This window comes from Oryzisolibacter propanilivorax, from assembly GCF_900103645.1.
Classification (GTDB): domain Bacteria; phylum Pseudomonadota; class Gammaproteobacteria; order Burkholderiales; family Burkholderiaceae_C; genus Melaminivora; species Melaminivora propanilivorax.
On sequence record NZ_FNHP01000003.1, the window covers coordinates 451,154 to 475,771 of the forward strand.

The following is a 24,618-nucleotide window of genomic DNA, read 5'->3' on the forward strand; positions in this document are numbered from 1 at the left end:
AGATGGGGCGCCGGCACGCGTTTGCAACGCACGGCTGCCGGATGCAACGCCCGTAAAAAACAAGGGAAAGAAGCCGTCGAGTGCCCGTCAGTCGCTGCGTGCCACGACGTGCGCGTGCTCGCCAATACTGATGACGTTGAAGAACACCGCCACCAGCCGGTGCAGCTGACGGAATTCCACCTGGCAACCGGCCGCCTGTTGCGTGACCACCCAGTTCAGCACCCCACCGCCGGCGGCGAAGTCGATGCGGATGAGCTGGTCGCACGCCACCACCAGTGGCACACCGGGGTGCACCAGTTCCTGCAACGACTGCAGCACGGCGCTGGCGTCGCCTTCGATGTGTCCAAGGAGCGAGGGCACCGGCCCCTCCTCTCCGCCCGGCGGCATAGACAACGCGAAGCCTGAATTGAGCGCCGGCAAATAGCTGTCGCCACTGCGCGGCAGCGCGCTGGCGTTCAGCGTGGGCAGCGGCGCCTCGGCGTCGCTGCTGAAGCTGCAGCGCGGCGCCTCCCACGACGGGGGCGAGATCTCGTAGGTCACGCAATAGTCCAGCGCCACCAGCTCGAATTCGTCAGGCAGCCACATCAGGCGCAGGAATGCCATGCGCAGGCGCCACCACTGCGGATCCTGGCCACGATCGCCGGAAAGGGTATGCGCGTGCAGCACGGTCTGCAGCGTCGGCAGGCCGGAAAAGCGCAGCTGCACCCGTTCGCCGGCCAGACGCTCGATGAGTTCGGCCAGCACGCGCACGGCCGGTGCCTCGATATCGGACAGGCGGCTCCAGGACAGTGTCCACGGCTGCGCAGCGCGCCCCAGCGACACCTGTAGCGCGGCGACCGACTGCGGCGAGATCACCGGCGGTGCATTCCAGCAGAATTCGCGGGCCGATGCGTCCGGCGCGGCAGGCCCCTGCGCCGCCGCCAGCCCCAGCTGCTGCGGCAGCGAGAACCACAGCGGCGCCGTGCGGTGGAAACGCCCGGCGTAATCCAGCGCCAGGGATTCGAAAGCCTGCTGCTGCCCGGTGGCCCGGTACAGATCGAACAGCGTCAGCCAGACCTCGCGCGCCGCCTCGTCCGACAGCTCGCGCCGGGACAGCACGTCACGCAGCGCGGCTTCGGCACCGGCATAGTCGGCGCCGGCAAAACGGATGGCGGCCTCCTCCAAATCCGGATCGTGCACAAAGGTGTGCGGCGGCACTTGCGGCGCCCGGGCCTGCGGCACGGCACCCGGCTGCAGGGGGGGCACCAGAGGCCCGCCCACGCCGGCCAGCGCGCCTGGCAACGACAGCGGCGCGGTCGGCGCAAAAGCGCGGGCATGCTCGCTGCCGGCAAAGGGTGAATCGGCCAGCGCGGCGGCCATGGCCTGCGCGGCGGGTGAAGGCTGGGGGCCGGCGGCTGCGGGCGCGGCGACTGGCGGAGGCGGCGCCGCCCCGGCGTCCGGCGCGGGGGCGCGGCCCTTCCACCATTGGTGCGACATCTGCGCCTCGATCTCGTCGATCTTGCGCAGTGTGTCGGCGCGCTCGTCCGGGGAGGTGATGCTGGTCTGGAAGAAGGAGGTACGCGCCGCCGCGTCCTCGGGCGGCAGGGCGCGCTCGCCCTCGCTGCTGCGCAGCTTGCGCAGCTGATCGAACTCGCGCCGGCGCACGAAGTCGTTGCGCCGCTTGCGCTCGATCATCTCCTTGAGCATCTGCCGGCTGTACTGGCTTTCGCGCTCCTCGTCGAGCGCGTCCAGCTCGGACCAGTTGACGGTGGGGTGGCGCACGAAGCGCGCCACCTTGGACAGCAAGCCGCGTGCCGAGACGGGCGGCTGCCCTGGAGGGGGCTTTTCCTGGCTCATGCGGGCAATTGTGCCTGTCGCCGCACCCGGGCCATGACTGGAAAAGCCCCAGAGGCGTCAGTCACCGAACATCTTTTGCTTGAGCTCGCGGCGCTGCTGCGCCTCCAGCGACAGCGTGGCGGTGGGGCGGGCGATCAGGCGGCCGACGCCGATGGGCTCGCCGGTCTCGTCGCAGTAGCCGTAGTCGCCGGCGTCGATGCGGGCGATCGACTGCTCGATCTTCTTGAGCAGCTTGCGCTCGCGGTCGCGCGTGCGCAGCTCCAGCGCGTGCTCTTCCTCGATGGTGGCGCGGTCGGCCGGGTCGGGCACGACCACCGTGTCCTCGCGCAGGTTCTCGGTGGTCTCGTCGGCGTTGGCGTGGATTTCTTCCTTGAGCAGCACCAGCTTGTGCCGGAAGAACGCCATCTGCTTCTCGTTCATGTACTCGCTGTCGGGCATGGCGAGCACTTCGGCGTCGGTCAGCTCCTCGGCAGGCTTGGTCTTCCAGTTGTTGGCCAGCTTGGCATCCTTCTTGGCGGCCGCCACAGGTTTTTGCAGGGTCGTGGACATGGTGTGAATCTTTGCAGCTGGCGCGGCGAAGATGAGTCGCCGCTGGTTGACGAAGGGGGCATGGTGCCGCACCGCGGGTGGCGTGCAGCTAGGGCTTGCACCCGGCGTGCTGTCGGACAAACGAGCGTCCGGCATCGCCCTGGATCCAAGCCCTGCGCTGCACGGCGCCAGCCGGCGTCGGCAGCCCGACGTCCGGCCCGTTCAGGGAAGCCGGGCGTCTTGGCGGGCCGCGATTGTATAGAGCCGGCGCACGCCGCGCACCGGCATACCGCACCCCGTGGCTGCGGCTTCGAAAACCAGCCTCAGGCGCTGGCGCCCGCGGCCCCGTCCAGGCATTGCGCCAGGCCCTGCTCCAGGATGTCGCGCGGCAGGTCGATGCCGATGAACACCATGCGGCTGACGCGCGGCTCATCCGCGCCCCACTCCGGCCCCAGGTCGCTGCCCATGAGCTGGTGCACGCCCTGGAAGATGACCTTGCGGTTCGTGCCCTGCATGTCCAGCACGCCCTTGTAGCGCAGCATGCGCGGGCCGTAGACATTGACGATGGCGCCCAGGAAGTCCTCCAGCCGCGCCGGGTCGAACGGCCGCTCGGCGCGGTAGACGAAGCTCTTCACGTCGTCGTCATGGTGGTGGTGGTGCGGGTGGTCGCAGTGCTCGCCGTGCGCGTGGTCGTGGTCGTGGTCGTCGTGGCCATGGTCGTGCCCGCAGTGCTCGTCGTGCACATGGCCGTGCGTTTCGTCTTCCTTGAGGAAGTCCGGGTCGATGTCCAGCCGCGCGTTCAGGTTGAAGCCGCGCAGGTCCAGCACCTCGCCCAGCGGCACCTCGCCGAAGTGCACGGCCTTGATCGGCGCACGCGGGTTCATGTGCTTGAGGCGGTGGATCAGCGCGTCCTTGTCGGCCTCGCTGACCAGGTCGGTCTTGGACAGGAAGATCTGGTCGGCAAAACCCACCTGGCGGCGCGCCTCCTGGCGGTCGTTCAGCTGCTGGCCGGCGTGCTTGGCGTCGACCACGGTGATGATCGAATCCACCAGGTAGGTCTCGGCGATCTCGTCGTCCATGAAGAAGGTCTGCACCACCGGGCCGGGGTCGGCGAGACCCGTGGTCTCGATGACCACGCGCTCGAAGTCCAGCAGCTTCTTGCGCCGCTTGGCCGCCAGCAGCTGCAGCGTCTCGCGCAGGTCCTCGCGGATGGTGCAGCAGATGCAGCCGTTGCTCATCTGCACGATCTGCTCCTCGGAGTCCGTCACCAGGATGTCGTTGTCGATGTTCTCCTCGCCGAACTCGTTCTCGATCACGGCGATCTTTTGCCCGTGCGCCTCGGTCAGCACGCGCTTGAGCAGGGTGGTCTTGCCGGCGCCGAGGAAGCCGGTGAGGATGGTGACGGGGATCAGGGACATGGGGTTCGGGCCTCGCAACGAAAGAAAGCGCCGGCGCCGCGCGGGCTGCGCGGCGCCGGCATCACGGCGCTACTGTAGCGAACGCCCCAAGTCCGCGAGGCGCCGGCGGATTTTGGACGTTTTTGGCATCAAACCCATGTGTTGCATGGGCATGCAGCTAGTTTTTCAATAGCAAAAACTCACGTGCGCCAGTAGTTGTTCGCCGCCGCCACGGTCTGGAAGTGGACGGCGATGACCTGCGAGGCGGCCGTCAGCGCCTCGTGGCTGTTGGCGTATTCAGGTCGCAGGCGCTGCAGCACCTCGGGGTCGGGCTGGGTGTATTTCACGCCGCGGCGGCTCAGCGTGATGGCCAGCTCGAAGCCCTGCTGGGGCGTGTCGGTGATGAGGGAAGGCAGCCAGGTATCGGCCATGGGAAGGTCCTTTCTTGCTTGCGTGGGGAAGTCGTGGGATGACCGGCGCGGCGGGCAATCAAACGTGCACCGGCCATGCGACTTATACCGCCTCCACGCCAGCGCCGTCTGACAGCGTGCCGTAACCGGGCGCCAGCGCGGCGCTGCCCACGCCCTGCAGCGGCGTGGCGTCGGCCAGCCACAGGCGGTGCTGCGGCCCGCGCAGGTGGGCGTCCGGGCTGCAGTCCACCTGCCACTGGCGCAGCACATGGCCGGCGACGGCCGCGCGCAGCTGCACGTCCAGGTGCCCGCCAGTCATGCCGAAGTCGCGCTCGACCGACGCCGGATGCGGGTGCGCCGGGTGCGGCAGCAGGCGCAGCGCCACGGTGCGGTGCCACTGCGTGTCATCCGCGCCGCGCTCGCCCGGCGCCGGCGCGCCGGCCGCGCCAGGGGCGGGCTGCACGTTTTCCATGCGCGTCAGCACCAGGTCGCGGAAATGCCCGCGCGTGCGGTCGAAGGCACGCACGTGCCAGCGCAGGCCCGAGTCCACCAGCGCATGCGGCACGATCTCGCGCGGCTGCGCGCCCTGCTTCATCGAGTGGTAGCGCAGCTGCAGCGCCTGCCCGCCCTGGATGGCGCGGGTGACGGTGGCCAGCGTGTCCAGCTCCGGCAGGTTCAGCGGTGCGGGCACGGCATGGGGCAGGATGTCGCCGGCCTCGGCACCGGCCGCGTCGCCCTGCTGCGCCGGCGCGCCGGTCAGCGCCGCCAGCACCGCGCCCGCCTGGTGCGCGAACAGCGGCACGAAGCCTGGTTGCCAGTGGAAGGCCTTGCGCTGGTAGCGCGCGTTGCCCGGCGCCAGCTCGGCATACAGCGCCAGGTCGCGCGTGCCGGCAGCGCTGGCCACGCCGAAGCGCTGCAGCACGTCGCGCCGTGCCACCGTGCCCAGGAAGTACAGGCGAAAGTCGATGTACGCCAGGCGCTGGCGCTGCGCGGCGGACAGGCCGGCCAGGGTGTCGGCGGAGGAAGGAGACATGGAAACAGGACAGCGCGCGGCTGTGGCGGACTGGCGACAGCGCTGCAGTGTACGCGCAACGAATCAAAATGACGCTATCATGCAAGCAATCAAAAAGATTCGATCAATCCGAGAGAGGAACTCCATGAGCCTGGTCCAACCCCTGCCCGACGGCCCGCTGGACATCGTCGGCGACATCCACGGCGAATTCGCCGCGCTGCAGGACCTGCTGCGCCACCTGGGCTACGACGACCAGGGCCGGCACCGCCAAGGCCGCACGCTGGTGTTCGTTGGCGACTTCTGCGACCGCGGCCCGGACAGCCCGGCGGTGCTGGCGCTAGCGCGGCGGCTGGTCGAGGCCGGGCGCGCGCTGGCGGTGCTGGGCAACCACGAGTTCAACCTGCTGCGCGGCGACGCGAAAGACGGCTCGGGCTGGTTCTTCGACGCGCGCCAGGCCAGCGACGAGTCCAAATACGCCCCTTACGCTCGCCCGGCGCCGCACGAGCGCGCCGGCCTCACCGACTTCCTGGCCCGGCTGCCGGCGGCGCTGGAGCGCGCCGACCTGCGCGTGGTGCACGCCGTCTGGCAGGACGCGGCCATCGCCGCCGCGCGCGCCGTGCCGCTGGGCCAGGCGGCGCAGGTCTATGGCGCGTGGGAGCAGCGCGCGGTGGAGCACGCCGCCGCCACCGGCCTGGACGCCCGCGTCGCCGCCGAGCTGGCCGCCTGCCCGGCCGGGCTGGAGGACGTAAATACGCCCCCACCCCTGTTCCTGCACGCCTACGCCGAGCACGAGGCCAACAAGCAGATGTTCAACCCGCTCAAGGTGCTGACCTCGGGGGTCGAGCAGCCCGCCGTCGCGCCGTTCTTCACCAGCGGCAAATGGCGCTTCGCCAAGCGCGTGCCGTGGTGGGACGACTACAGCGACGCCACCCCGGTGGTCGTCGGCCATTACTGGCGCCGCCTGGAGGCCGCCGACCGCGAAGCGCTGGGCAAGGGCGACGCCGACCTGTTCGCCGCCATCGACCCGCTGCACTGGCACGGCCGGCGCGGCAACGTGTTCTGCGTGGACTTTTCCGTCGGCGGGCGCTGGGCCACGCGCCAGCAGCCGCCCAAGCCCGCCGGCGCCTTCCGCCTGGCCGCGCTGCGCTGGCCCGAGCGCACGCTGCAGTTCGACGACGGCAGCACGCGCGCCACCGCCGGCTTCGGCCAGCCGCAGGGCGCGCAGCCCTGACATGGCGGCGCAGCGCAAGCCGCCCCGCAGGCCCCCCGAAGCCCCTGCCCTGCCCGCCGCGCCCAACCCCTTGCCCGGGCGCGACGAGATCGCCCGCTTCGCCGTCGATGGCCTGTTGTGGCGCATCTACCTGCGCGCCGATGGCGAAATCCTGTTCACCGTCACCGGCGACCCGCTGCGCCTGCACCTGACCACCCTGGCCGACGAATGCTGGGACTGGGACGGCAGCTGCCACCCCCTGCTGCCGCGCGAGACCAGCCTGGTCGTGCACACCCACACCCAGCCGCTGGCGGTGCTGCGCACCGTGGCGCTGCGGCTGGCGCAGTACCTCACCAAGCACCAGCCGCCGTTCTTCTATTGGCGCATCGCCGACGACCCGCGCCGCCAGCGCCTGTACGCGCGGCTGCTGGCGCGCCATGCCGACGCGCTGCGCGCCTACCGCCAGCAGGTGGATGGCGCGGGCGCGTATTTCCTGTTCACCCGCACCACCCCCGAGGCCGCATGACCCCGACCCCCACCGCCGACGAACTCAACGCCCTGCTGTGCCAGGCCGACCCGATGGGCACCGGCTGCGCGCAGGACGCCGGGACGCAGGACGAGTACTGGACCCAGGCGCGCGACGCGGCCGAGGCCATCGCCGCCGGCACGCCCGCGCGCCAGGCGCTGGTGCAGGCCTTCGAGGAGGCTTTCTGGCCCGGCTGCCTGCAGGGCGACAGGGCGCAGGCGGCGCTGCAGCGGGTGCTGGACGCGCCGGCGCCGCAGCCCGGCGCGCGCTGACGCAGTCCCAGGCAGACAAGGCCCGCAACCCGCACTCCCGCCCCATGGGCGAAAGCGACGTGAGCGGTCGGCCCCACGCCATGATTTCAAGCAAAAAAGACCTTCAGCCCATGAGGACAAAGGGCCTGCAGCTATTGAAAAAATAGCGAAATCAGCCCTGTGCGTCCTGCCGTCAATCCTCCGGCTCCTGCCGCTTCGCCCGCGGATGCGCCTGGTCGTACACCTGCGCTAGGTGCTGGAAGTCCAGCCGCGTATAGGCCTGGGTGGTGGTGATGCTGGCGTGGCCCAGCAGCTCCTGCACCGCGCGCAGGTCCTGGCTGGACTGCAGCAGGTGGCTGGCGAACGAGTGGCGCAGCATGTGCGGGTGCACCGGCGTGGACAGGCCTGCCTGCTGGCTGCGCTGGCGCATCCGCTGCCAGACCACCTGTGCGGTGATGCGCGCGCCGCGCTGGCCGACGAACAGCGCCTGCGCGTCCAGCCGCTGCGCCTGCGCGCCGGCAAACGGCAGCGCGCGCCGCGCCAGCCAGGCCTGCAGCGCGCGCACCGCCGGCGGGCCCATCGGCACGCTGCGCCGGCGCCCGCCCTTGCCAAAGACATGCGCCTCGGCGCCTTCCAGGTCCACCCAGCCGCGGCCCTGCCGGTGCGCGTCACTGCTGGCGGCCACGTCCAGGCCGATCAGCTCGCCCACGCGCAGGCCGCAGCCGTACAGCAGCTCGACCATGGCGGCGTCGCGCGCCTCCTGCCAGGGATCGGCGGCGTCGGCCGGCGCATGGTGGTCGGCCAGGCGCACGGCGTCGTCCACCGCCAGCGCCTTGGGCAGCGGGCGCGGCGCGCGCGGCGCGCGCACGTCGTGCGCCGGGTTGTGCCCGATCAGGCCCTGGCGCGCCGCCCAGACGTAGAAGCCGCGCCAGCCCGACAGGATCAGCGCGATGCCGCGCGCGCTGCGCCCGCTGGCGTGCATCTGCGCGGCGAAGCGGCGCAGGTGCAGCCCGGTCAGCTGCAGCAGCGGCAGGTTCACCTCGCGCGCGTGCGCGCACAGGCGCTGCAGGTCCAGGGTGTAGAGGGTCAGGGTGCGCTCGGCCAGGCGCTTTTGCACGCGCGCGTGCTCCAGGTAGGCCAGCGCCTCGGACGGCAGCGGCGGCGGCGCGGCCGCCTGGGGCGCGCGCTGGCCGGTCACTGCAGGCGCGACAGGGCGCTGGCGGCCAGCTCGGCCATGCGCGCCAGGAATTCCGTGCCCATGCTGGCGTCGAAGCGCTGCGCGTCGGACGAGCCCAGCACCAGCAGGCCGAAGGCCGGCTGCTCGGCGCTGTCGATGGCGCCATGGCGCAGCGGCAGCAGCGCCAGCGAGCGCACTTCCTGCGCGTCCGGCAGCCAGGCGCTGGCCTCGAAGCCCAGGTTGGGGCCGCAGAACGGCATGGTCAGCGAGGAGGCGAAGGCGCGCACGTCGTCGCTCACGTTCTGGGCAAACGGGGCGCCAGCGTGCTGCGCGGGCAGGTTCCACAGGCGCAGGGCGACCTGCGGCACATCGAAGGCATTGCGCAGGCCCTGCTGCACCACGCGCGGCACGTCGGCCGCCTCGCGCACCGCGGCCAGCTCGCGCGCCCAGTGGTGGATCTTGCCGGCGGTGCTGGCGTTCTCGTTGCTGTGGCGCACCATGTCCATGATGCGCTGCTCCAGCCCCTTGATCTTGCTGCGCAGCATCTCGGCCTGGCGCTCCTGCAGGCTGACGGCGCGCTGGCCGTGCGGGCTGGTCAGGGTGACGATGGACAGCAGCTCGGCGTGCCGCTCGAAGAAGCCCGGCGTGTTGGACAGGTACTGGGCGATGTCGTCTTCGGTGATGGGGGTGATGGGCAGGGTCATGGGTGCGTGGGGGCAGGAAAAGGGTCGGCCGGCGGGGCCGGCGTAGGAAAAGGGGAAGCGGTGCGCTGGTTCAGTCGGGCAGCTCGTCGGGCAGCTCGATGCTGCCCTCGAACACGGTGACGGCCGGTCCGGTCATGAACACCGTGTCGGCCGGGTCGCCGCTCCAGGCGATCTCCAGGCGGCCGCCGCGGGTGTGCACCTGCACCTGGCGCTCCAGCAGCCCCAGGCGGATGCCGCAGGCCACGGCGGCGCAGGCGCCGCTGCCGCAGGCCAGCGTCTCGCCGGCACCGCGCTCGTACACCCGCAGGCGCACCTGCGCGCGGTCCAAGATCTGCAGGAAGCCGGCGTTCACCCGCTCGGGAAAGCGCGGGTGCCCCTCGATCAGCGGGCCCAGGCGCGCCACGTCGGCACGCTCCACGTCGTCAACCAGCAGCACCGCGTGCGGGTTGCCCATGGAGGCGATTGCTACATGAAAAATAGCATCAACCCCTTTATCTTCAAGGGCCAGCGGCCATTTTTCCCCTGAACCCTGGGGCAGCGGCCGCAGCCCGGCGGCGTCGAACGGCAGGCGCGCGGGCGCGAACGCCGGGCGGCCCATGTCCACGCGCACGCCGCCGTCGGCGACCAGGTGCAGCTCGATCACGCCGGCCAGGGTCTGCACGCGCAGCACGTCCTGGTGCGTCAGCCCGCGGCTGCGCACGTAGCGCGCGAAGCAGCGCGCGCCGTTGCCGCACTGCTGCACCTGCCCGCCGTCGGCGTTGTGGATGACGTATTCGAAGTCGATGCCCGGCGCCGGCGACGGGCGCACGCTCAGGATCTGGTCGGCGCCGACGCCGAAATGGCGGTCGGCCAAGCGGCGGTAGTGCGCGCGGCGCAGCGGCAGCCGGCCGCGCGTCTCGTCCAGCACCACGAAGTCGTTGCCCGCGCCCTGCATCTTGGTGAAGCGGATGTGCATCGGGCGATTATCCGGGTGCGCCCGGATAATCGCCCGATGCCCCGCGACAGCCAATACCTGCATCCCCGCCGCCCGCCCGCCGAACCGCTGCACGCCGCCACCGTGCTGCTGCTGCGCGACACGCCCCAGTCCGATGGCACCAGCGTGCTGGAGGTGCTGATGACGCGCCGCTCGGACAAGGCCAGCTTCGTGCCCGGCGCCTACGTCTTTCCCGGCGGCGGCATCGAGGCACAGGACGCCGACCCCGCCGCCCACGCCTTGGCCGACCACCGCCCGGCGCAGACCGGCCAGCGCCTGACCGAGGCCCTGGCGGCGCTGCGCGAGAGCTTCGAGGAGGTCGGCATCCTGCTGGCGCGCCACGCCGACGGGCGCTGGGCCGACGCCCAGGACATCGCCGCGCTGGACCGCCAGGGCCCGTTCGCCACGCAGGTGGCCGCGCGCGGCCTGCGCCTGGCGGCCGATGCCATGTACTGGCTGGCGCACTGGACGGCCGACCGCAACCTGCCCAGGCGCTTTGCCGTGCCCTTCCTGGTGGCGCGCATGCCCGAAGGCCAGGAGCCGGTGGCCGACGAGACCGAGCAGTTCGAGCCAGTGTGGGTGCGCCCGCAGGACGCGCTGGCGCGCCACGCCGCCGGGCAGTTCTTCATGATCTTCCCCACCGTGCGCACGCTCGAGCGGCTGGGCCAGTACACGCGCGTGCAGGACGTGCTCGACGCGCTGGCGCACGAGCAGCCGCTGTGGATCAGCAGCCCGCGCTCGGGCCTGCTGGCCGGCAAGGAGGCGCGCTACATGGAGCATGAGCCGCCCTACGGCGAGCTGGCGCTGGTCTGCCCCGACGGGCACGGCCAGCACCCGCTGGACTGGCAGTGCGAGCGTGCGCTGCCGCTGCTCAGGAACGTGCAGCGCCTCACGGCCGCCAACCCCGGCGTGATGACCGGCCCGGGCACCAACAGCTACCTGGTGGGCGACCCGGCCACCGGCTACATCTGCATCGACCCCGGCCCGGCCGAGCCGGATCACGTCGAGCGCCTGTGGCGCGCCGCCGGCGGCGACATCCGCGCCATCGTCTGCACGCATTCGCACCCCGACCACTTCCCCGGCGCCGCGCCGCTGCAGGCGCTGGTGGCCACGCACGGGCGCGCCAGGCCACCCATCCTGGGCCTGCCGTCGCAGCCCACGGCACAGGCGCACAGCCGCTTCGTGCCCGACCGGGCGCTGGCCGACGGCGAGTTGATCGCGCTGACCGGATCAGGGCCGGGGGGCGACATCACCCACACCCTGGAAGTCGTGCACACCCCCGGCCACGCCGCCAACCACCTGTGCCTGCTGCTGCGCGAGGACGCGCTGCTGTTCTCGGGCGACCACATCCTGAACGGCAGCACCACCATCATCAACCCGCCCGACGGCAACATGGCGCAGTACCTGGACGCGCTGGCGCGGCTGGACGCGCTGTGCGCGCAGCACGGCGTGGAGTACATCGCCCCGGCGCACGGCTATGTGCTGGGCGACGCGCGTGGCGTGATCGCGCGGCTCGTCCAGCACCGCCTGGCGCGCGAGGCCAAGGTGCTGGCCGCCATGCAGGCCCGGCCCGACGGCAGCCTGGAGGACTGGACACGTTTAGCCTATGCCGACGTGCCCGAGCGCATGTGGCCGCTGGCGCAGCGCTCGCTGCTGGCGCACGTCGAGCGCATCCGCGCACTGGAGCCCGGCAATGACTGACCGCAACCTTCCGCAGGACGACGCCGTGCGCCTGGCCAAGCGCGTGGCGGCGCAGTTCGGCTGCTCGCGCCGCGAGGCTGAGCTGTACGTCGAGGGCGGCGGCGTGCTGGTCGACGGCCAGCCCATCGAGGAGTCCGGCGCGCGCGTGCACCCGCAGCAGCAGGTGGCGCTGCGCCCCGGCGCGCGGCCCGAGGAAATCCCGCCTGTCACCCTGCTGCTGCACAAGCCGCCGGGCTACGAGGCCGGCCTGGGCGGAGCGCCCGCCAATGCCTACGGTCACGCCCATGCCAGCCGCAGCCAAGGCGCCCCGCCTGCTCTGCAGCTGCTGCACCCGGACAGCCGCCACGCCGGCGACGGCCCGCCGGTGCGCCTGCTGCACAAGCACTTTCGCAATCTGTCCTGCCACACGCCGCTGCCCACCGAGGCCAGCGGCCTGGTCGTGTTCACCCAGGACGCGCGCGTGGCGCGCAAGCTGGCGCAGGACATCGAGACGCTGGAGCAGGAGTGCATCGTGCAGGTGGCCGGTCGAATAGCCGAGGGCGGCCTGGCGCGGCTGTGCCACGGGCTGGAGTTCAACGGCCGGCCGCTGCCGCCGATCAAGGTCAGCTGGCAGAGCGAGCAGCGCCTGCGCTTCGCCCTGAAGGGCATCCGCCCGGGCCAGGTGCCGGCAATGTGCGCGGCCGTGGGCCTGCAGGTCACGGCGCTCAAGCGCCTGCGCATCGGCCGCGTGGCGCTGGCGCCGCTGGCCGAGGGGCAGTGGCGCTATCTGCTGCCGTGGGAGCGGTTCTGAGGCGCTCTCACCCTCCCCATCTTTCTGTCCGAAAGGGTGCCCTGGCGGCGCCCCGTTCCAAGTCGCTTCGCTGCCCATGCCTTCTTCTTCCGACACCCCCTTGCTGCAGCGCCTGGAGCACCTGAGCGCCCCTGAGCTGCGCCGCCTGCTGGCCGAGCACCTGACCCGGCGCAAACTGGGCCTGACCTGGGAGCGCGACGCCATCGCCCACGACCGCGCGCTCAACGCCGATGTGGTGCTGCCGCGCCTGGTACCCGAATGGAGCCAGCGCCCCGAGGGCTGCAGCCAGCACGCCAATCTGGTCATCGAGGGCGACAACTTCGACGCCCTGCGCCTGCTGCGCGCCACGCACGCCGGCAAGATCCGCGTCATCTACATCGACCCGCCCTACAACACCGGCAACAGGGACTGGGTCTACAACGACGCCTACGTGGGCGCCAACGACCGCTGGCGGCACAGCCAGTGGCTGGAGTTCCTCTATCAGCGCCTGAGCCTGGCGCGGGACCTGCTGACCAGCGACGGCGTGATCCTAGTGAGCATCAACGATGAGAACCGCGCGCGGCTGGAACTGCTGATGGACGAGGTATTTCCCGGGCGGCGCGTGGGCAGCTTCGTGTGGCGCAGCCGCACGGGTGGCAACGACGCCAAGGGCGCGTTCTTCTCGGACAACCACGAGCATGTGCTGGTCTATGCCAACAGCGGCTTTCGCTTCACGGGCGACGAGAAAAGCTATTCCATCTATAAGCACGAGGAAGGCGGGCGCGTTTTCTATTTGAGCGACCTCACCAAGGCCCATGATTACCGAGAACGACCCAACACCTATTACCCGATCCATGATCCGCTGACCGGCATCTGGTACCCCTGCAACCCTGGGCGCGTCTGAGCCTACGCCAGCCGCGAGCGTGTCACCGACACGCACAGGCTGCGCGGCGACACCATGGAAGCCCTGATCGAGCAGGGCCAGGTCTGGTTTCCGCCCGACCAGCGCGTGGAGCGCTTCGACACGCTGCAAGACCTGCACGCCGCCATCGACGCGCGCGACATTCCGTTCAGCGGCTCCACCCCGCTGCTGACGCGCGACACACCCGACCTGGCGCAATGGGTGGGCCGGCGCATCGGCTATGGCCGTCCCCGGCTGAAAAAATTCAAGGATGGGCTGAAGAACGAGAACGCGCCCATTTCCTCCTGGCTCACGCCGCGCGCCGAAGCCGACACCGTGGGCGACGCGCTCAACCTGCCCATCGTCGGCGCCACCGACGAAGGCTCGCGCGTGCTCAAGGAAGTCATGGGCGACAAGGCCTTTCCCTACCCCAAACCGCTGTCGCTCATCAAGAACCTGCTGGCCCAGGCCACCCGGCCCGGCGACACGGTACTGGATTTTTTTGCCGGCTCCGGCACCACAGGCCAAGCGGTGCTGGAACTCAATGCCGAGGACGGCGGCAGCCCGCTGAATCCGCGCCGCTTCATCCTGTGCTCCAGCACCGAGGCCACGGCCCGGGAGCCGGACAAGAACCTGTGCCGCGACGTCTGCGCCGAGCGCCTGCGCCGCGTCATCGCCGGCTACGGTGACCGGCCCGGCCACGCCCTGGCGCAAGGGGGCGAATTCGCTTACCTACAGCTCGACAAGGTGGACGGCGCCGATCTGCTGCTGGACGCCCAGCCGCAGCACGCGGCCACCCTGCTTTGCCTGCGAAATACGGGCCTAGCCCCGGTGGATACTGCGCAGTCAGCTATTCAATTAGTAGCAAAAGACGCCGACTGGCTGCTGGTGCTGTGCCAGGACAGTGCCCCCGCCACCCTGGAAGCGCTGCGTGCTCTGCACCAGCAGCACGACGCGGCACGCCTGCTGGTGGTGACGCCCCGCCCCGAAGCGCTGGCGCTGTGGCTGCAGGAGCAAGGCATTGCCGGCCAGACCCAGTCCCTGCGCGCAGCCCTGGCGCAGGGACAGGAGCAAGGCTACAGAAGCCGCGTAACCATAGCGCCGTGAAACCAAACACGTTGGGTTAATATCCTGCCATGGCCAGCCTGCGGCACCAGCATTTGCGCTTGGTGGTCTATCCCAACGACCACCCGCCGCCCCATACCCACGTCATCGGCCCGGGCTGGGAAATCCGTGTCGAGCTGTCGCATCCGCCCGCCCTGCTGACCATCGGCGGGCCGGCCAAGGCCTCGGACGTCACCACCGCGCTGCTCGCCGTGGCCGCGCATCTGGCGCCGCTGCGCGCGCTCTGGAGACAATTGCATGACTGATACCCGTCCCCCCACCACCCCCGACTGGCTGCGCGCCGAGCTGGGGCGCGCCGATCACGCCGCCGCGCAGGGCGCGGTGCGCGATGCCGCCCACCTGCAGGCCACGGCGGCGCGCTACGACGCGCGACACAAGCGCGTGGTGGTGGAGCTGGCCAACGGCAGCCAGTTCGCTTTTCCGCCTGCGCTGGCGCAGGGGCTGGAGCACGCCCGCGCCGCCGACCTGGCCGAGATCGAAATCACCCCGCTGGGCACCGGCCTGCACTGGCCGCGCCTGGATGCCGACCTGAGCGTCGAGGGGCTGCTGTCGGGCCTGTTTGGCAGCCGCACCTGGATGCGCCAGCACGCCGCCCGCGCTGGCCGCGCCACCTCTGCCGCCAAGGCCCAGGCCGCGCGCGCCAACGGCGCCAAGGGCGGTCGCCCGCGCAAGGCATCCGCATGAACACCCAGCCGCCCGCCGCATCCATTACCCGTCCGTTGCAGGCACCGCTGGCGCTGGGCCCGCTGGCCACCGCGCTGCAGCCGGAAAACTTTCAGGCCCGGCTGATCGACAGCATGAGCGCAGCGTTGCGCGTGCGCGAGCGCACACAACGCCCGCCCTGCCTGCTGCGCGCGCCTACCGGATCGGGCAAGACCTTCATGCTGGGCCAGGTGCTGCAGCGGGTGGGCGAAGACCAGGATGTGCTGTGGCTCTGGTTTGTCCCCTTCGTCACTTTGGTGGCGCAGACGCTGGACGCTTTGCTGCACAGCGCTGCTGGGTTGCACCCGGTGCCGCTGGCCCAAGGCCGCAACCAGGAGGTGGGCGCGGGCACGGTGCTGATTTCAACTGTCCAGGCTGTGGCGCGCGCGCAGTGGCGCCGCCAGGGCTGGGATGCTGATGGGGACGATGACGTCCGCACCCTGGCCGCACTGCTGGCGCGCGCCCGCGCGCAGGGCCTGGCCATCGGGCTGGTGGTGGACGAGGCGCACATCGCGCTGGACAGAACCACGGAGTTCGGCCAGTTCGCCCATTGGCTGCAAGCCGACTATTTGTTGATGGCCACGGCCACGCCCAAGGATCAGCGCCTGACGGATTTTGTGGTCCATGCCGGCTACGGCGCGCAGCAGCATTTCTCTGTAGGCCGCGACGATGTGGTGCGCGCCAAGCTCAACAAGCAATACATCGAGGCCGTGGTCTACAGCCTGGGCGGCAGCATGGCCAGCGTGACCGACGTGCGCCGCACCGTGCTGCGCCAAGCTTGGGCACGCAGCCAGGCGATTGCCCGCGAACTGGCCCAGCGCCAGATCGCCTGCACGCCGCTGCTGCTGGTGCAGGTGGCCAATGGTGCCGGCACGGTGGAGGAAGCGGCGCGCGAGCTGATGCAGCACTGCGCCGTGCCGCCCGAGGCCATCGGCCAGCACAGCGCGGACGCGCCCGACCCAGTGCTCATGGCCGCCATCGCCAACGACACGCGCAAGCAGGTCCTGATCTTCAAGCAATCCGCCGGCACTGGCTTCGACGCGCCGCGTGCCTTCGTGCTGGCCAGCACCAAGAGCGTGAATGACGCTGATTTCGCGCTCCAGTTCATGGGCCGGGTGATGCGTGTGGACCGCACCGTGCGCGCCGCCTTTGCTGGGCAGGAGGGCATTACCCCGGAGCTCAACACCGCCTATGTCTATCTGGCCAACGCCGAGGCGCAGGCCGGCTACGAAGCCGCCGTGCAGGCCACCAGTTCCGTGAAGACCCAGCTGGAGGGGCAAACCGAGAAGCTGATGCAGCGCCGTACCGTGAACGGCGCGGTGGTCTATACCAACCAACCCAGCGACCAGCCGCCGCTGACCTACAGTTTTGGTCTGCCAACAACCGACAAGGATGGCCGCGCGCTGGCGACCGGGCACGCGGTGCAGGACAACGGGCCCCAGGCGCCGCTGTTCGCGCACACGGCCCCGGCGCAGTCGGGTGAGCTGCCGCCCGATCTGTGGGGTGGCCTGCCACTCGATGTACTGCTGCCGGTAGCCGGCACCGCTTCCCGGCGCAATCAGGCTCCACGCACACTGGACGAGGTGCGGCAGACGCTGGCCCAGCACCGCTTGCGCCTGTTCGAGCGCAAGCGCGGCAGCGCCGTTCCTACGCTGGGCGACAGTCTCAAGGCGGAAGAAAAGCCCGGCTTCGTCGCGCTATCCGCCATTTCTCGCCAGGTGGCACAGGAGCTGCCCTTGCCCGAGAGCCTGCAACGCCATGCACTACAGGCGGCGCTCAACCGCATGACGCAAAAAGAGCTGCACCGCGAGCTGACCACGGGCACGGCCTACGCACAGGACATAGCCGTGGTGACCGATCGCCGGGCCCTGGCGCGCGAGGCGCTGGCAGCGTTGCAGCAGCTGCCGCACGCCGAGGAGGAGGACTATCGCCTGATCGTGCAAGTGCTCACCGAGCGCCTGCGCCCGGCGCTGGCCACGGCACTGGCGGAACTGGGCGAAGGCTCACCGGCTGCCGCACAGGCAGCGTCGCAGCTCACCGACGCCGAACGCCTGTGGCTGCTGCGCGATGCTGCGCACTGGGTGCTGCGCGTGAGCGCGCAGGAGCTGCGCGAGGCCATCTTCGCCGCCATCGCCACGCAGGCCCGTCTGGTCGATGCCCAGCCCCTGCCCGATGCCATGCTGTGCCCCGAGGAGGTGCTGCTAGAGCCTTCGGCCAAGAACATCTACGGCGTGCTACCGCCCTGCACCGAGGACTGGCCGGATGTGGAAGGCCTGCTGTTCATGGACGCGCGCCAATGGTGGAAGGACCAGACGCTGACGCTGGAAGATGGCCCCAGCCTGCGCCTGGCGCGCTATGACGGCGCAGTACAGATCAATTCACTGGAACGCGATTTCGCGCGGGCGCTGGACAGTGCCGAGTTCGTGCTGTGGTGGCACCGCAACCCGGACAAGAAGCCCTGGGCCGTGCGCGTGGTGCGCGCTGAGCATTCGCATTACTTCTATCCGGACTTCGTGGTGTGCGTGGTGCATGCTCCCGGCGCCGCGCCCATGCAACGGTTGCTGGAAACCAAGCAGGACACCAAGGACGCCGCGCGCAAGGCACAGCGCTGGCCGGCCGTGTATGGCCGAGTACTGTTTCTGACCCCGGACGGCCAGCGCCTGCGCTGGGTGCAGGACGACGGCAGCCTGGGCGACACCGTGAAGCTGCCCGACATGCAGGGCGTGTACGAACAGCTGGCCAGTACAGCACCCGTGCAATAGCCGAATATTTGCTCTCGAAAAAATAGCTGCACACCCTTTACTGACAAGAGTTTGCAGCCATTTCTTACCAAAAAAGTTGTGAAGCCCGCCGATAAGCCGGATTCTGTGCATCCGCGCACCCCTTGGCGGGCCGCGCGGATGTGACCGCCATTACTCTGGGCCGGGGGTCGCCCACCCGGCTCGATGCCACCTACCCGCACACTCCGGGGGCCCCGTCAACGTGTGCCTACTTGGTGTTGCTGCGCGTAGAGACTGCCCGTTTCACCCGGAGCGCGTCCGCGCTTCGGGTGGCTATGGGGTTTCCCGGCTTGCGCCGTGAACTGGCTGGCTCAAACGCCAGCCAGCGCCAGCTTGCGCTGACACCCCATAGAACACCTTCGGCGGCGGGCCGTGCCCCGACTCGTCTCTGTTGCTCTGATCCTCACCTCGCGGTGGACAGCCGTTAGCTGCTACGCTGCCCTGTGCAGTCCGGACGTTCCTCCAGTGCGGCCTTTCGGCACATGCACCAGCGGCGGTCTGGCGGGCTTCACAGCGCGGGATTATCCCCCGTCCCGGGCCTTGCGGGCCGCCCGCGCGCTGGCATATCCATATCACGCACATGCAGACCGGCTCCGCCACAATGGCCGGCTTCGCAGCTTCACTGCCCCGCAACCCTCACCAGGAGATCCCTCGCATGCGTATCGACAACATCCTGCAGGCCATCGGCAACACGCCCCATGTGCGCATCAACCGGCTGTTCGGCCCGGACGCCAATGTCTGGGTCAAGTCCGAGCGCGGCAACCCCGGCGGCTCGATCAAGGACCGCATCGCGCTGGCCATGGTCGAGGCGGCCGAGGCCAGCGGCCAGCTGCTGCCCGGCGGCACCATCGTCGAGCCCACCAGCGGCAACACCGGCATCGGCCTGGCGCTGGTGGCCGCCGTCAAGGGCTACAAGCTGGTGCTGGTGATGCCCGACAGCATGTCGGTGGAGCGCCGCCGCCTGATGCTGGCCTACGGCGCCACCTTCGACCTGACCCCGAAGGACAAGGGCATGAAGGGCGCCATCGCCCGCGCGCAGGAGATCGTCGCCGCCACGCCCGGCGCCTGGATGCCGCAGCAGTTCGAAAACCCGGCCAACGTCGAGGTGCACGCGCGCACCACGGCGCAGGAGATCCTGGCCGACTTCCCCGATGGGCTCGATGCGCTCATCACCGGCGTCGGCACGGGCGGGCACATCACCGGCGTGGCGCAGGTGCTGAAGGAAAAATTCCCCAGCCTGAAGGTCTTCGCCGTCGAGCCCACCGGCTCGCCGGTGATCTCCGGCGGCCAGCCCGGCCCGCACCCGATCCAGGGCCTGGGCGCGGGCTTCATCCCGAAGAACCTGCACGTGGACCTGCTGGACGGCGTGATCCAGGTGGACGCCGAGCCGGCGCGCGAATACGCCCGCCGTGCGGCGCGCGAGGAGGGCCTGCTGGTCGGCATCTCTTCCGGCGCGGCCCTGGCCGCCATCGCCCAGAAGCTGCCCGAGCTGGGCCAGGGGGCGCGCGTGCTGGGCTTCAACTACGACACCGGCGAGCGCTACCTGTCAGTGGAAGGCTTCCTGCCGGGCTGAGCACCGCCCGGTGCCGTCCCTCCAAGGGCCTCCTACGGGAGGCCTTTTTGCTGCCTGCCCGGGCGACGCACGCTTGCGCCTGGTGCAGGCACGGGCTTGGTCCGCCGTCCTACAGGCATGGCCCGGGGGGCTGGGAAGAATCGGCAGACAACACAGCTGCCCGGCGCGCACGCTCCCTCCAATGCCGGCGCGACCGCACCGGGCGCCACCGGACTGCCCCATGACCGCTTCTCCCACTGCCCATAGCCGCCTGGCCTTCAAGGTGCTCACCGTGAACGTGCACAAGGGCTTCACCTCGTTCAACCGACGCTTCATGCTGCACGAGCTGCGCGACGCAGTGCGCCAGGTCTCGGCCGACGTGGTGTTCCTGCAGGAGGTGCTGGGCACGCACCAGCGCCACGCCCGGCGCCTGGCGAATTTTCCGGACCAGCCGCACTACGAATTCCTGGCCGACTCGATCTGGAGCCAGTACGCCTATGGCCGCAACGCGGTGTACGACAACGGCCACCACGGCAACGCGCTGCTGTCCAAGTTCCCCATCGTGCACTACGAGAACCATGACATCTCGATCGCCGGCCCCGAGCGACGCGGCATGCTGCACTGCGTGCTGCAGCCGCCCGAGCGCGACACGCCGGTGCACGCCATCTGCGTGCACTTGGGCCTGCAGGAAGGACACCGCCAGCAGCAGCTGCACCGCATGGCGGCGCTGGTGCGCTCGCTGCCCGAGGGCGAGCCGGTGATAGTTGCCGGCGACTTCAACGACTGGCGCGGGCGCGCGCACGGCCTGCTGCTGCGCGAGGCGCGCCTGCGCGAGGTCTTCGTGCACACCCTGGGGCGCGCGGTGCGCACCTTTCCGGCGCCCATGCCGCTGCTGGCGCTGGACCGCATCTACGTGCGCGGCGTGGCCGTGCACACCCCGGTGGTACTGCCCAAGCGGCCCTGGAGCCGGCTGTCGGACCACGCACCGCTGGCCGCGGAGATCGCGCTATGAGCAGCCAGGCGACGCGGCGCGTGCGGCCCCGGCGTTCGTCGCGCTGGGTGCCGGGCAACCAGTTCGAGCTGCTGGAAAACGGCGAGGAGTTCTTCCCGGCCGTGTTCGAGGCCATCCGCGGCGCGCGCCAGGAAGTGCTGCTGGAGACCTTCATCCTGTTCGACGACAAGATCGGTCGTGCGCTGCATGCCGCGCTGCTGGACGCTGCGCGGCGCGGGGTGGAGGTGCACGTGCTGGTGGATGGCTTCGGCTCGCCCGACCTGCCCGACGCCTTCATCACCGAGCTGGTGCAGGCCGGCGTGCATTTCCGGGTGTTCGACCCGGGCGGGCGGCGCCTGTTCGGCCAGCGGCTGAACGTGCTGCGGCGCATGCACCGCAAGATCGTCGTCGTGGATGGCGAACTGGGCTTCATCGGCGGCATCAACTACTCGGCCGACCATGTGGCCGACTTCGGCCCGCAGGCCAAGCAGGACTGGGCGGTGCGGGTGCGCGGGCCCGTCGTGGCGCACATGCACCGCTTCGCCCGCCGCGCGGTGCTGACCAAGGAAGAGCGCCGGCGCGCGCAGCGCGCGCCGCTGGCGCAGCTGCCGGCCGCCGGCAGCGCCGACGCCATTTTCGTCACGCGCGACAACGAGCAGCACACCACTGCCATCGAGCGCCACTACCTGATTGCGCTGCGCGCCGCGCGCGAGCGCGTGGTCATCGCCAACGCCTACTTCTTCCCCGGCTGGCGCCTGGTGCGCGCGCTGCGCCGCGCCGCGCGCCGCGGCGTGCAGGTCAGCCTGATCCTGCAGGGCGAGCCCGACATGCCCATCGTCAAGACGGCCGCCAACCTGCTGTACGACCACCTGCTGCGCGCCGGCGTGCGCGTGTACGAATACTGCGACCGGCCGCTGCACGGCAAGGTGGCGCTGGTGGACGATGAGTGGTCCACCGTTGGCTCCAGCAACCTGGACCCCTTAAGCCTGTCGCTGAACCTGGAGGCCAACGTCGTCATCCGCGACCGCGCCTTCAACGCGCTGCTCCACCAGCGCCTGCAAAAGCTGATGTGCGACAGCTGCAACGAGGTCACCCCCGAGCCGCAGGGCGCGTGGGAGGGCTTACGGCTGCTGCGTGGCTACTGCGTGTACCACCTAATGCGCTGGTTCCCGACCTGGGCCGGCTGGCTGCCACAGCATCGCCCCAGCATCTCGCTAGTGCGCGCTGAGGCCCATGAGGCCGGAGGGGCGCGCTGAGCAGCGCCCCGACAATCGACCCCACTTGCGCATGGCCCCTTCCGCCTCCTCCGCCTCGCCCTCCGCTAGCGCCGGCGGCGGCCGCTGGCGCGCGCTGCTGGCCAGCCGCGCCTGGCGCTGGGTGGGCGGGCTGCTGATGGGTGCGGTGGCGCTGTTCATCGTCTGGCTGCTGGTGCGCCAGGGCATGCGCGTGGACTGGCCGGCGGTGTGGCGCGCACTGAAGGAACTGCCGCCGGCGACATTGGCGCTGGGCGCGGCGCTGGCCTGGGCCAGCCACCTGGCGTACGGCTGTTTCGACCTGTTCGGCCGGCATGTGGTGCGCCACGATGTGAGCGCAGCGCGCACCATGGCCATCACGCTGATCGCCTACCCGTTCACGCTGAACCTGGGCTCGCTCATCGGCGGGGTGTCGGTGCGCTACCGGCTGTACTCGCGCCAGGGGCTGGAGGTGGGGCAGATCGCGCAGGTCGTCGTGCTGTCCATCGTCACCAACTGGGTCGGCTACTTCCTGCTGGCCTGCGCCGTGTTCTGGCACTGGACGCCGCAGCTGCCCGAGGGCTGGCAGATCGGTGCGCAGCAGCTGCGCTGGTTGGGCGTGGCGCTGGCGGCGGTGAGCGTGCTGTACGTGCTGCTGTGCGCGCGCCGGGGCGGGCGGCCCTTCACCTTGCGCGGCCGCACCCTGCCGCTGCCGACCTGGCGCGTGGCGCTGCTGCAGCTGGCGCTGTCCAGCCTGAACTGGTCGCTGATGGGCGGCGCGGTATGGGCACTGGCGCAGGGCCGCGTGCCCTATCCGGCGGCGCTGGCGATGGTGCTGCTGGGCGCGGTGGCCGGGCTGGTCTCGCGCATCCCCGCCGGGCTGGGCGTGCTGGAGGCCGTGGGCACCGCCGTGCTGTCGGCCTACCTGCCGGTCAGCCAGGCGCTGGCGGTGGTGCTGGCGTTCCGCGCGCTGTACTACCTGGCGCCGCTGGCGCTGGCGGCACTGGCGCTGCTGGCGACCGAACTGCTGTGGCGCCGGCGCGCGCCGCCACCCGCCACACAGCAGCGTAGCGGTCAGCCGGCCACGTCCCCGTAGCCCTCGCGCAACTCGCGCTTGAGCACCTTGCCGATGGCGCTGCGCGGCAGTTCATCCACCAGCCGCAGGTCGGCCAAGCGCTGGGTGCGGCCGGCGCGCCGGTTGAACCACTCGCGCAGCGCGGCTGCGTCCGGCGCCTGACCGGGGCGCGGCACGACGAAGGCTACCGGCGTCTCGCCCCACTGGTGCGAGGGCACGCCGACCACTGCCACGTCGGCCACCGCCGGGTGCGCGCGCAGCTGGTCCTCCAGGTCGCTGGGGTAGAGGTTGAAGCCGCCGCTGATGATCATGTCCTTGCGCCGGTCTAGCAGCACCAGGAAGCCGTCAGCGTCGAAACGCCCCACGTCGCCGGTGCGGATGAAGCGCTTGCCGGCGGCGTCGAACCACTCGGCCTCGCGCGTCTTGTCCGGCAGGCGGTGGTAGCCGGTCATCATGCCGGGCGAATGGCCCACCACCTCGCCGGTGCCGCCGGGCGGCACCTCGCGCCCGTCCTCGTCGATCAGGCGGATGTCGTGGCCCGCCACCGGCCGGCCCACGGTGTGCAGCTTGTCCGGGTGCTGGTGCGCGGCCAGGATGCAGGTGCCGCCACCCTCGGTCATGCCGTACAACTCGAACAGCGCGCCCGGCCAGCGCGCCAGTACGTCGGCCTTGAGCTCGGGGCGGAACGGCGCGCTGGTGCAGAACTTGACCTGGAAGGACGACAGGTCATGCTGGTCGAAGTCCGGCCGGTCCATGAGGCGCTGGTACTGCACCGGCACCAGCATGGTGTGCGTGGCGCGCAGCTGCTCGGCCAGCTGCAGGTAGCGCGCGGCGTCGAACTTGGCCATCAGCGCCACCGTGCCGCCGTAGGCCAGGGTCGGGATGAAGGCCACCAGGGTGGTGTTGGAGTACAGCGGCGTGGCCAGCAGCGTGGTGCCCCGGGGGCTGTAGCCGTGCTGGGCGCCGCGCTGGATGTGCGACCAGCGCATGCCGTGCGGCTGCACGATGCCCTTGGGCGTGCCGGTGGTGCCCGAGGAATAGATGATGTTGAACGGCGCCTGCGGGCCGATCTTCACGGGCTCCGGGCACGTGCCCTCGGGCGCCAGCCAGTCCTCAAGGGGCAGCCCCGGCGCCACGCCGTCCAGCGACACGCGCAGCGGCTGCGCCGGGCCCGGCAGCGCCGGTGGCGCGGCCTGGTCGGCCAGCAGCACGCGCGCCTCGGCGTCGGCCAGCATAGCGGCCAGCGTGTCCGGCGTGGCCGAGATGGGCAGCGGCACCACCACCGCGCCGGCGCGCAGCGCCCCTAGCAGCAGCGCGCCATAGCGCACCGAATTCAGCGCGCACAGCGCCACCGCCTGGCCCGGCCGCACACCGCCCTGCTGCAGCGTGGCGGCGACGCGGTCCATGAGCGCATCCAGCTGCGCATAGTCCAGCGACTCGCCCTCGCCGGTGAGCGCCAGTTGCCGGCCCTGGCGGGCGGCGTGGGCGTGGATCAGCTCGGGCAGGGTGCGAAACGGCATCTCGGTCAAGGGCGGCATGGTGGGCGGGGCCTCCGGGAAACTCATTTTTTGATAGCTGAAAGACCTTTACATATCAGGGCCAGACAGGCTTCTGGCACATATTCCAGCCATGGACCCTGTGCATTGCTCAGGACGGCAGCGTCTGCTGCATCTCCGGCACGGCCTGGAACAGATCCGCCTCCAGCCCGTAGTCGGCCACCGAGAAGATCGGCGCCTCCGCGTCCTTGTTGATGGCCACGATCACCT

The 24,618-nt window shown here is 70.6% G+C and carries 23 protein-coding genes, 1 other RNA gene and 1 pseudogene; 14 read left to right on the plus strand and 11 right to left on the minus strand.

The window, feature by feature from the left end:
* Positions 1-87: 87 nt before the first annotated feature.
* From BLQ61_RS07595 to BLQ61_RS07615, 5 genes are all read right to left on the minus strand, one after another.
* The gene (locus tag BLQ61_RS07595; RefSeq protein ID WP_091568538.1) at positions 88-1,836 is read right to left on the minus strand and encodes an STAS domain-containing protein; all 1,749 of its coding nucleotides are present in this window, start codon (positions 1,834-1,836) and stop codon (positions 88-90) included.
* Positions 1,837-1,893: 57 nt separating this feature from the next.
* Positions 1,894-2,556 (minus strand): RNA polymerase-binding protein DksA, encoded by a 663-nt coding sequence (gene dksA / locus BLQ61_RS07600; protein ID WP_425415614.1) that lies wholly within the window; start codon positions 2,554-2,556, stop codon positions 1,894-1,896.
* A gap of 131 nt (positions 2,557-2,687) precedes the next feature.
* Positions 2,688-3,782 (minus strand): CobW family GTP-binding protein, encoded by a 1,095-nt coding sequence (locus tag BLQ61_RS07605; protein WP_091568543.1) that lies wholly within the window; start codon positions 3,780-3,782, stop codon positions 2,688-2,690.
* A 179-nt stretch (positions 3,783-3,961) separates the two neighbouring features.
* Complete coding sequence (locus tag BLQ61_RS07610; protein ID WP_091568546.1) at positions 3,962-4,192, minus strand: hexameric tyrosine-coordinated heme protein; 231 nt, start codon at positions 4,190-4,192, stop codon at positions 3,962-3,964.
* 82 nt (positions 4,193-4,274) lie between these two features.
* Positions 4,275-5,204 (minus strand): WYL domain-containing protein, encoded by a 930-nt coding sequence (locus tag BLQ61_RS07615; protein WP_091568549.1) that lies wholly within the window; start codon positions 5,202-5,204, stop codon positions 4,275-4,277.
* Positions 5,205-5,328: 124 nt separating this feature from the next.
* Between BLQ61_RS07615 and BLQ61_RS07620 the strand changes: the two genes are divergently transcribed.
* Genes BLQ61_RS07620 through BLQ61_RS07630 form a run of 3 tightly spaced genes read left to right on the plus strand, consistent with a single transcriptional unit; the run spans position 5,329 to position 7,191 of the window.
* The gene (locus BLQ61_RS07620) at positions 5,329-6,414 is read left to right on the plus strand and encodes a metallophosphoesterase (protein WP_091568552.1); all 1,086 of its coding nucleotides are present in this window, start codon (positions 5,329-5,331) and stop codon (positions 6,412-6,414) included.
* Between the two features lies 1 nt (position 6,415).
* Entirely contained in the window at positions 6,416-6,919 is a 504-nt protein-coding gene (locus BLQ61_RS07625; protein WP_091568554.1) for a hypothetical protein, read from the plus strand.
* Complete coding sequence (locus tag BLQ61_RS07630) at positions 6,916-7,191, plus strand: hypothetical protein (RefSeq protein ID WP_091568555.1); 276 nt, start codon at positions 6,916-6,918, stop codon at positions 7,189-7,191. The genes BLQ61_RS07625 and BLQ61_RS07630 overlap by 4 nt, the downstream gene beginning before the upstream one ends.
* Positions 7,192-7,363: 172 nt before the next feature.
* On the opposite strand, the gene BLQ61_RS07635 is transcribed toward BLQ61_RS07630, so the two are convergent.
* From BLQ61_RS07635 to dapF, 3 genes are all read right to left on the minus strand, one after another.
* Entirely contained in the window at positions 7,364-8,368 is a 1,005-nt protein-coding gene (locus BLQ61_RS07635) for a tyrosine-type recombinase/integrase (RefSeq protein ID WP_091568557.1), read from the minus strand.
* A complete protein-coding gene (locus BLQ61_RS07640; RefSeq protein ID WP_091568558.1) occupies positions 8,365-9,051 on the minus strand; it encodes a DUF484 family protein in 687 nt (228 codons plus the stop codon). Before BLQ61_RS07640 ends, BLQ61_RS07635 begins: the two co-directional genes overlap by 4 nt.
* 70 nt (positions 9,052-9,121) lie before the next feature.
* Positions 9,122-10,006 (minus strand): diaminopimelate epimerase, encoded by an 885-nt coding sequence (gene dapF, locus BLQ61_RS07645; protein ID WP_091568560.1) that lies wholly within the window; start codon positions 10,004-10,006, stop codon positions 9,122-9,124.
* 36 nt (positions 10,007-10,042) lie between these two features.
* Between dapF and BLQ61_RS07650 the strand changes: the two genes are divergently transcribed.
* The 7 genes from BLQ61_RS07650 to BLQ61_RS07675 all read left to right on the plus strand — a co-directional run bounded on the left by BLQ61_RS07650 (position 10,043) and on the right by BLQ61_RS07675 (position 17,984).
* Positions 10,043-11,725, plus strand: a complete 1,683-nt coding sequence (locus BLQ61_RS07650; RefSeq protein WP_091568562.1) for an MBL fold metallo-hydrolase — start codon at positions 10,043-10,045, stop codon at positions 11,723-11,725.
* Entirely contained in the window at positions 11,718-12,515 is a 798-nt protein-coding gene (locus tag BLQ61_RS07655; RefSeq protein ID WP_091568564.1) for an RNA pseudouridine synthase, read from the plus strand. Before BLQ61_RS07650 ends, BLQ61_RS07655 begins: the two co-directional genes overlap by 8 nt.
* 76 nt (positions 12,516-12,591) lie before the next feature.
* A complete protein-coding gene (locus BLQ61_RS17785; RefSeq protein WP_217629383.1) occupies positions 12,592-13,398 on the plus strand; it encodes a site-specific DNA-methyltransferase in 807 nt (268 codons plus the stop codon).
* A 54-nt stretch (positions 13,399-13,452) separates the two neighbouring features.
* A complete protein-coding gene (locus tag BLQ61_RS17790; protein WP_217629384.1) occupies positions 13,453-14,502 on the plus strand; it encodes a DNA methyltransferase in 1,050 nt (349 codons plus the stop codon).
* 29 nt (positions 14,503-14,531) lie between these two features.
* Positions 14,532-14,765, plus strand: coding sequence for a hypothetical protein (locus BLQ61_RS07665; protein WP_091568565.1), 234 nt, complete (start codon positions 14,532-14,534; stop codon positions 14,763-14,765).
* Positions 14,758-15,204: a DUF2442 domain-containing protein gene (locus BLQ61_RS07670; RefSeq protein WP_091568567.1), complete on the plus strand. Its 447-nt coding sequence runs from the start codon at positions 14,758-14,760 to the stop codon at positions 15,202-15,204. The genes BLQ61_RS07665 and BLQ61_RS07670 overlap by 8 nt, the downstream gene beginning before the upstream one ends.
* Positions 15,201-17,984 carry a DEAD/DEAH box helicase gene (locus BLQ61_RS07675; RefSeq protein ID WP_091568569.1) on the plus strand — a complete coding sequence of 928 codons (2,784 nt, stop codon included), beginning with the start codon at positions 15,201-15,203 and terminating at the stop codon, positions 17,982-17,984. The genes BLQ61_RS07670 and BLQ61_RS07675 overlap by 4 nt, the downstream gene beginning before the upstream one ends.
* A gap of 76 nt (positions 17,985-18,060) precedes the next feature.
* Here BLQ61_RS07675 and rnpB read toward each other — a convergent pair.
* Positions 18,061-18,512, minus strand: an RNA gene (rnpB, locus tag BLQ61_RS07680) — RNase P RNA component class A.
* A 145-nt stretch (positions 18,513-18,657) separates the two neighbouring features.
* On the opposite strand from rnpB, the gene cysK reads away from it, so the two are divergent.
* The 4 genes from cysK to BLQ61_RS07700 all read left to right on the plus strand — a co-directional run bounded on the left by cysK (position 18,658) and on the right by BLQ61_RS07700 (position 22,873).
* Positions 18,658-19,575 (plus strand): cysteine synthase A, encoded by a 918-nt coding sequence (cysK, locus tag BLQ61_RS07685; protein ID WP_091568571.1) that lies wholly within the window; start codon positions 18,658-18,660, stop codon positions 19,573-19,575.
* Positions 19,576-19,795: 220 nt separating this feature from the next.
* Positions 19,796-20,566 carry an endonuclease/exonuclease/phosphatase family protein gene (locus BLQ61_RS07690; protein WP_175488239.1) on the plus strand — a complete coding sequence of 257 codons (771 nt, stop codon included), beginning with the start codon at positions 19,796-19,798 and terminating at the stop codon, positions 20,564-20,566.
* Positions 20,563-21,801, plus strand: coding sequence for a cardiolipin synthase ClsB (clsB, locus tag BLQ61_RS07695; RefSeq protein WP_091568574.1), 1,239 nt, complete (start codon positions 20,563-20,565; stop codon positions 21,799-21,801). Before BLQ61_RS07690 ends, clsB begins: the two co-directional genes overlap by 4 nt.
* Positions 21,802-21,832: 31 nt before the next feature.
* Positions 21,833-22,873: a lysylphosphatidylglycerol synthase transmembrane domain-containing protein gene (locus BLQ61_RS07700; RefSeq protein ID WP_091568576.1), complete on the plus strand. Its 1,041-nt coding sequence runs from the start codon at positions 21,833-21,835 to the stop codon at positions 22,871-22,873.
* On the opposite strand, the gene BLQ61_RS07705 is transcribed toward BLQ61_RS07700, so the two are convergent.
* Positions 22,852-24,390 carry a class I adenylate-forming enzyme family protein gene (locus BLQ61_RS07705; RefSeq protein ID WP_245703897.1) on the minus strand — a complete coding sequence of 513 codons (1,539 nt, stop codon included), beginning with the start codon at positions 24,388-24,390 and terminating at the stop codon, positions 22,852-22,854. The two genes, BLQ61_RS07700 and BLQ61_RS07705, sit on opposite strands and share 22 nt — an antisense overlap.
* 109 nt (positions 24,391-24,499) lie before the next feature.
* Positions 24,500-24,618: pseudogene (locus tag BLQ61_RS17565) on the minus strand (electron transfer flavoprotein subunit alpha/FixB family protein); the annotation flags it as partial.

Bases quoted from the DNA above. Each gene is read 5' to 3' on its own strand.
- BLQ61_RS07595 (WP_091568538.1), bottom strand. From the start codon at position 1,836: ATGAGCCAGGAAAAGCCCCCTCCAGGGCAGCCGCCCGTCTCGGCACGC.
- BLQ61_RS07605 (WP_091568543.1), bottom strand. From the start codon at position 3,782: ATGTCCCTGATCCCCGTCACCATCCTCACCGGCTTCCTCGGCGCCGGC.
- BLQ61_RS07610 (WP_091568546.1), bottom strand. From the start codon at position 4,192: ATGGCCGATACCTGGCTGCCTTCCCTCATCACCGACACGCCCCAGCAG.
- BLQ61_RS07615 (WP_091568549.1), bottom strand. From the start codon at position 5,204: ATGTCTCCTTCCTCCGCCGACACCCTGGCCGGCCTGTCCGCCGCGCAG.
- BLQ61_RS07620 (WP_091568552.1), top strand. From the start codon at position 5,329: ATGAGCCTGGTCCAACCCCTGCCCGACGGCCCGCTGGACATCGTCGGC.
- BLQ61_RS07625 (WP_091568554.1), top strand. From the start codon at position 6,416: ATGGCGGCGCAGCGCAAGCCGCCCCGCAGGCCCCCCGAAGCCCCTGCC.
- BLQ61_RS07630 (WP_091568555.1), top strand. From the start codon at position 6,916: ATGACCCCGACCCCCACCGCCGACGAACTCAACGCCCTGCTGTGCCAG.
- BLQ61_RS07640 (WP_091568558.1), bottom strand. From the start codon at position 9,051: ATGACCCTGCCCATCACCCCCATCACCGAAGACGACATCGCCCAGTAC.
- dapF (WP_091568560.1), bottom strand. From the start codon at position 10,006: ATGCACATCCGCTTCACCAAGATGCAGGGCGCGGGCAACGACTTCGTG.
- BLQ61_RS07650 (WP_091568562.1), top strand. From the start codon at position 10,043: ATGCCCCGCGACAGCCAATACCTGCATCCCCGCCGCCCGCCCGCCGAA.
- BLQ61_RS07655 (WP_091568564.1), top strand. From the start codon at position 11,718: ATGACTGACCGCAACCTTCCGCAGGACGACGCCGTGCGCCTGGCCAAG.
- BLQ61_RS17785 (WP_217629383.1), top strand. From the start codon at position 12,592: ATGCCTTCTTCTTCCGACACCCCCTTGCTGCAGCGCCTGGAGCACCTG.
- BLQ61_RS17790 (WP_217629384.1), top strand. From the start codon at position 13,453: ATGGAAGCCCTGATCGAGCAGGGCCAGGTCTGGTTTCCGCCCGACCAG.
- BLQ61_RS07665 (WP_091568565.1), top strand. From the start codon at position 14,532: ATGGCCAGCCTGCGGCACCAGCATTTGCGCTTGGTGGTCTATCCCAAC.
- BLQ61_RS07670 (WP_091568567.1), top strand. From the start codon at position 14,758: ATGACTGATACCCGTCCCCCCACCACCCCCGACTGGCTGCGCGCCGAG.
- BLQ61_RS07675 (WP_091568569.1), top strand. From the start codon at position 15,201: ATGAACACCCAGCCGCCCGCCGCATCCATTACCCGTCCGTTGCAGGCA.
- cysK (WP_091568571.1), top strand. From the start codon at position 18,658: ATGCGTATCGACAACATCCTGCAGGCCATCGGCAACACGCCCCATGTG.
- BLQ61_RS07690 (WP_175488239.1), top strand. From the start codon at position 19,796: ATGACCGCTTCTCCCACTGCCCATAGCCGCCTGGCCTTCAAGGTGCTC.
- clsB (WP_091568574.1), top strand. From the start codon at position 20,563: ATGAGCAGCCAGGCGACGCGGCGCGTGCGGCCCCGGCGTTCGTCGCGC.
- BLQ61_RS07700 (WP_091568576.1), top strand. From the start codon at position 21,833: ATGGCCCCTTCCGCCTCCTCCGCCTCGCCCTCCGCTAGCGCCGGCGGC.
- BLQ61_RS07705 (WP_245703897.1), bottom strand. From the start codon at position 24,390: ATGCCGCCCTTGACCGAGATGCCGTTTCGCACCCTGCCCGAGCTGATC.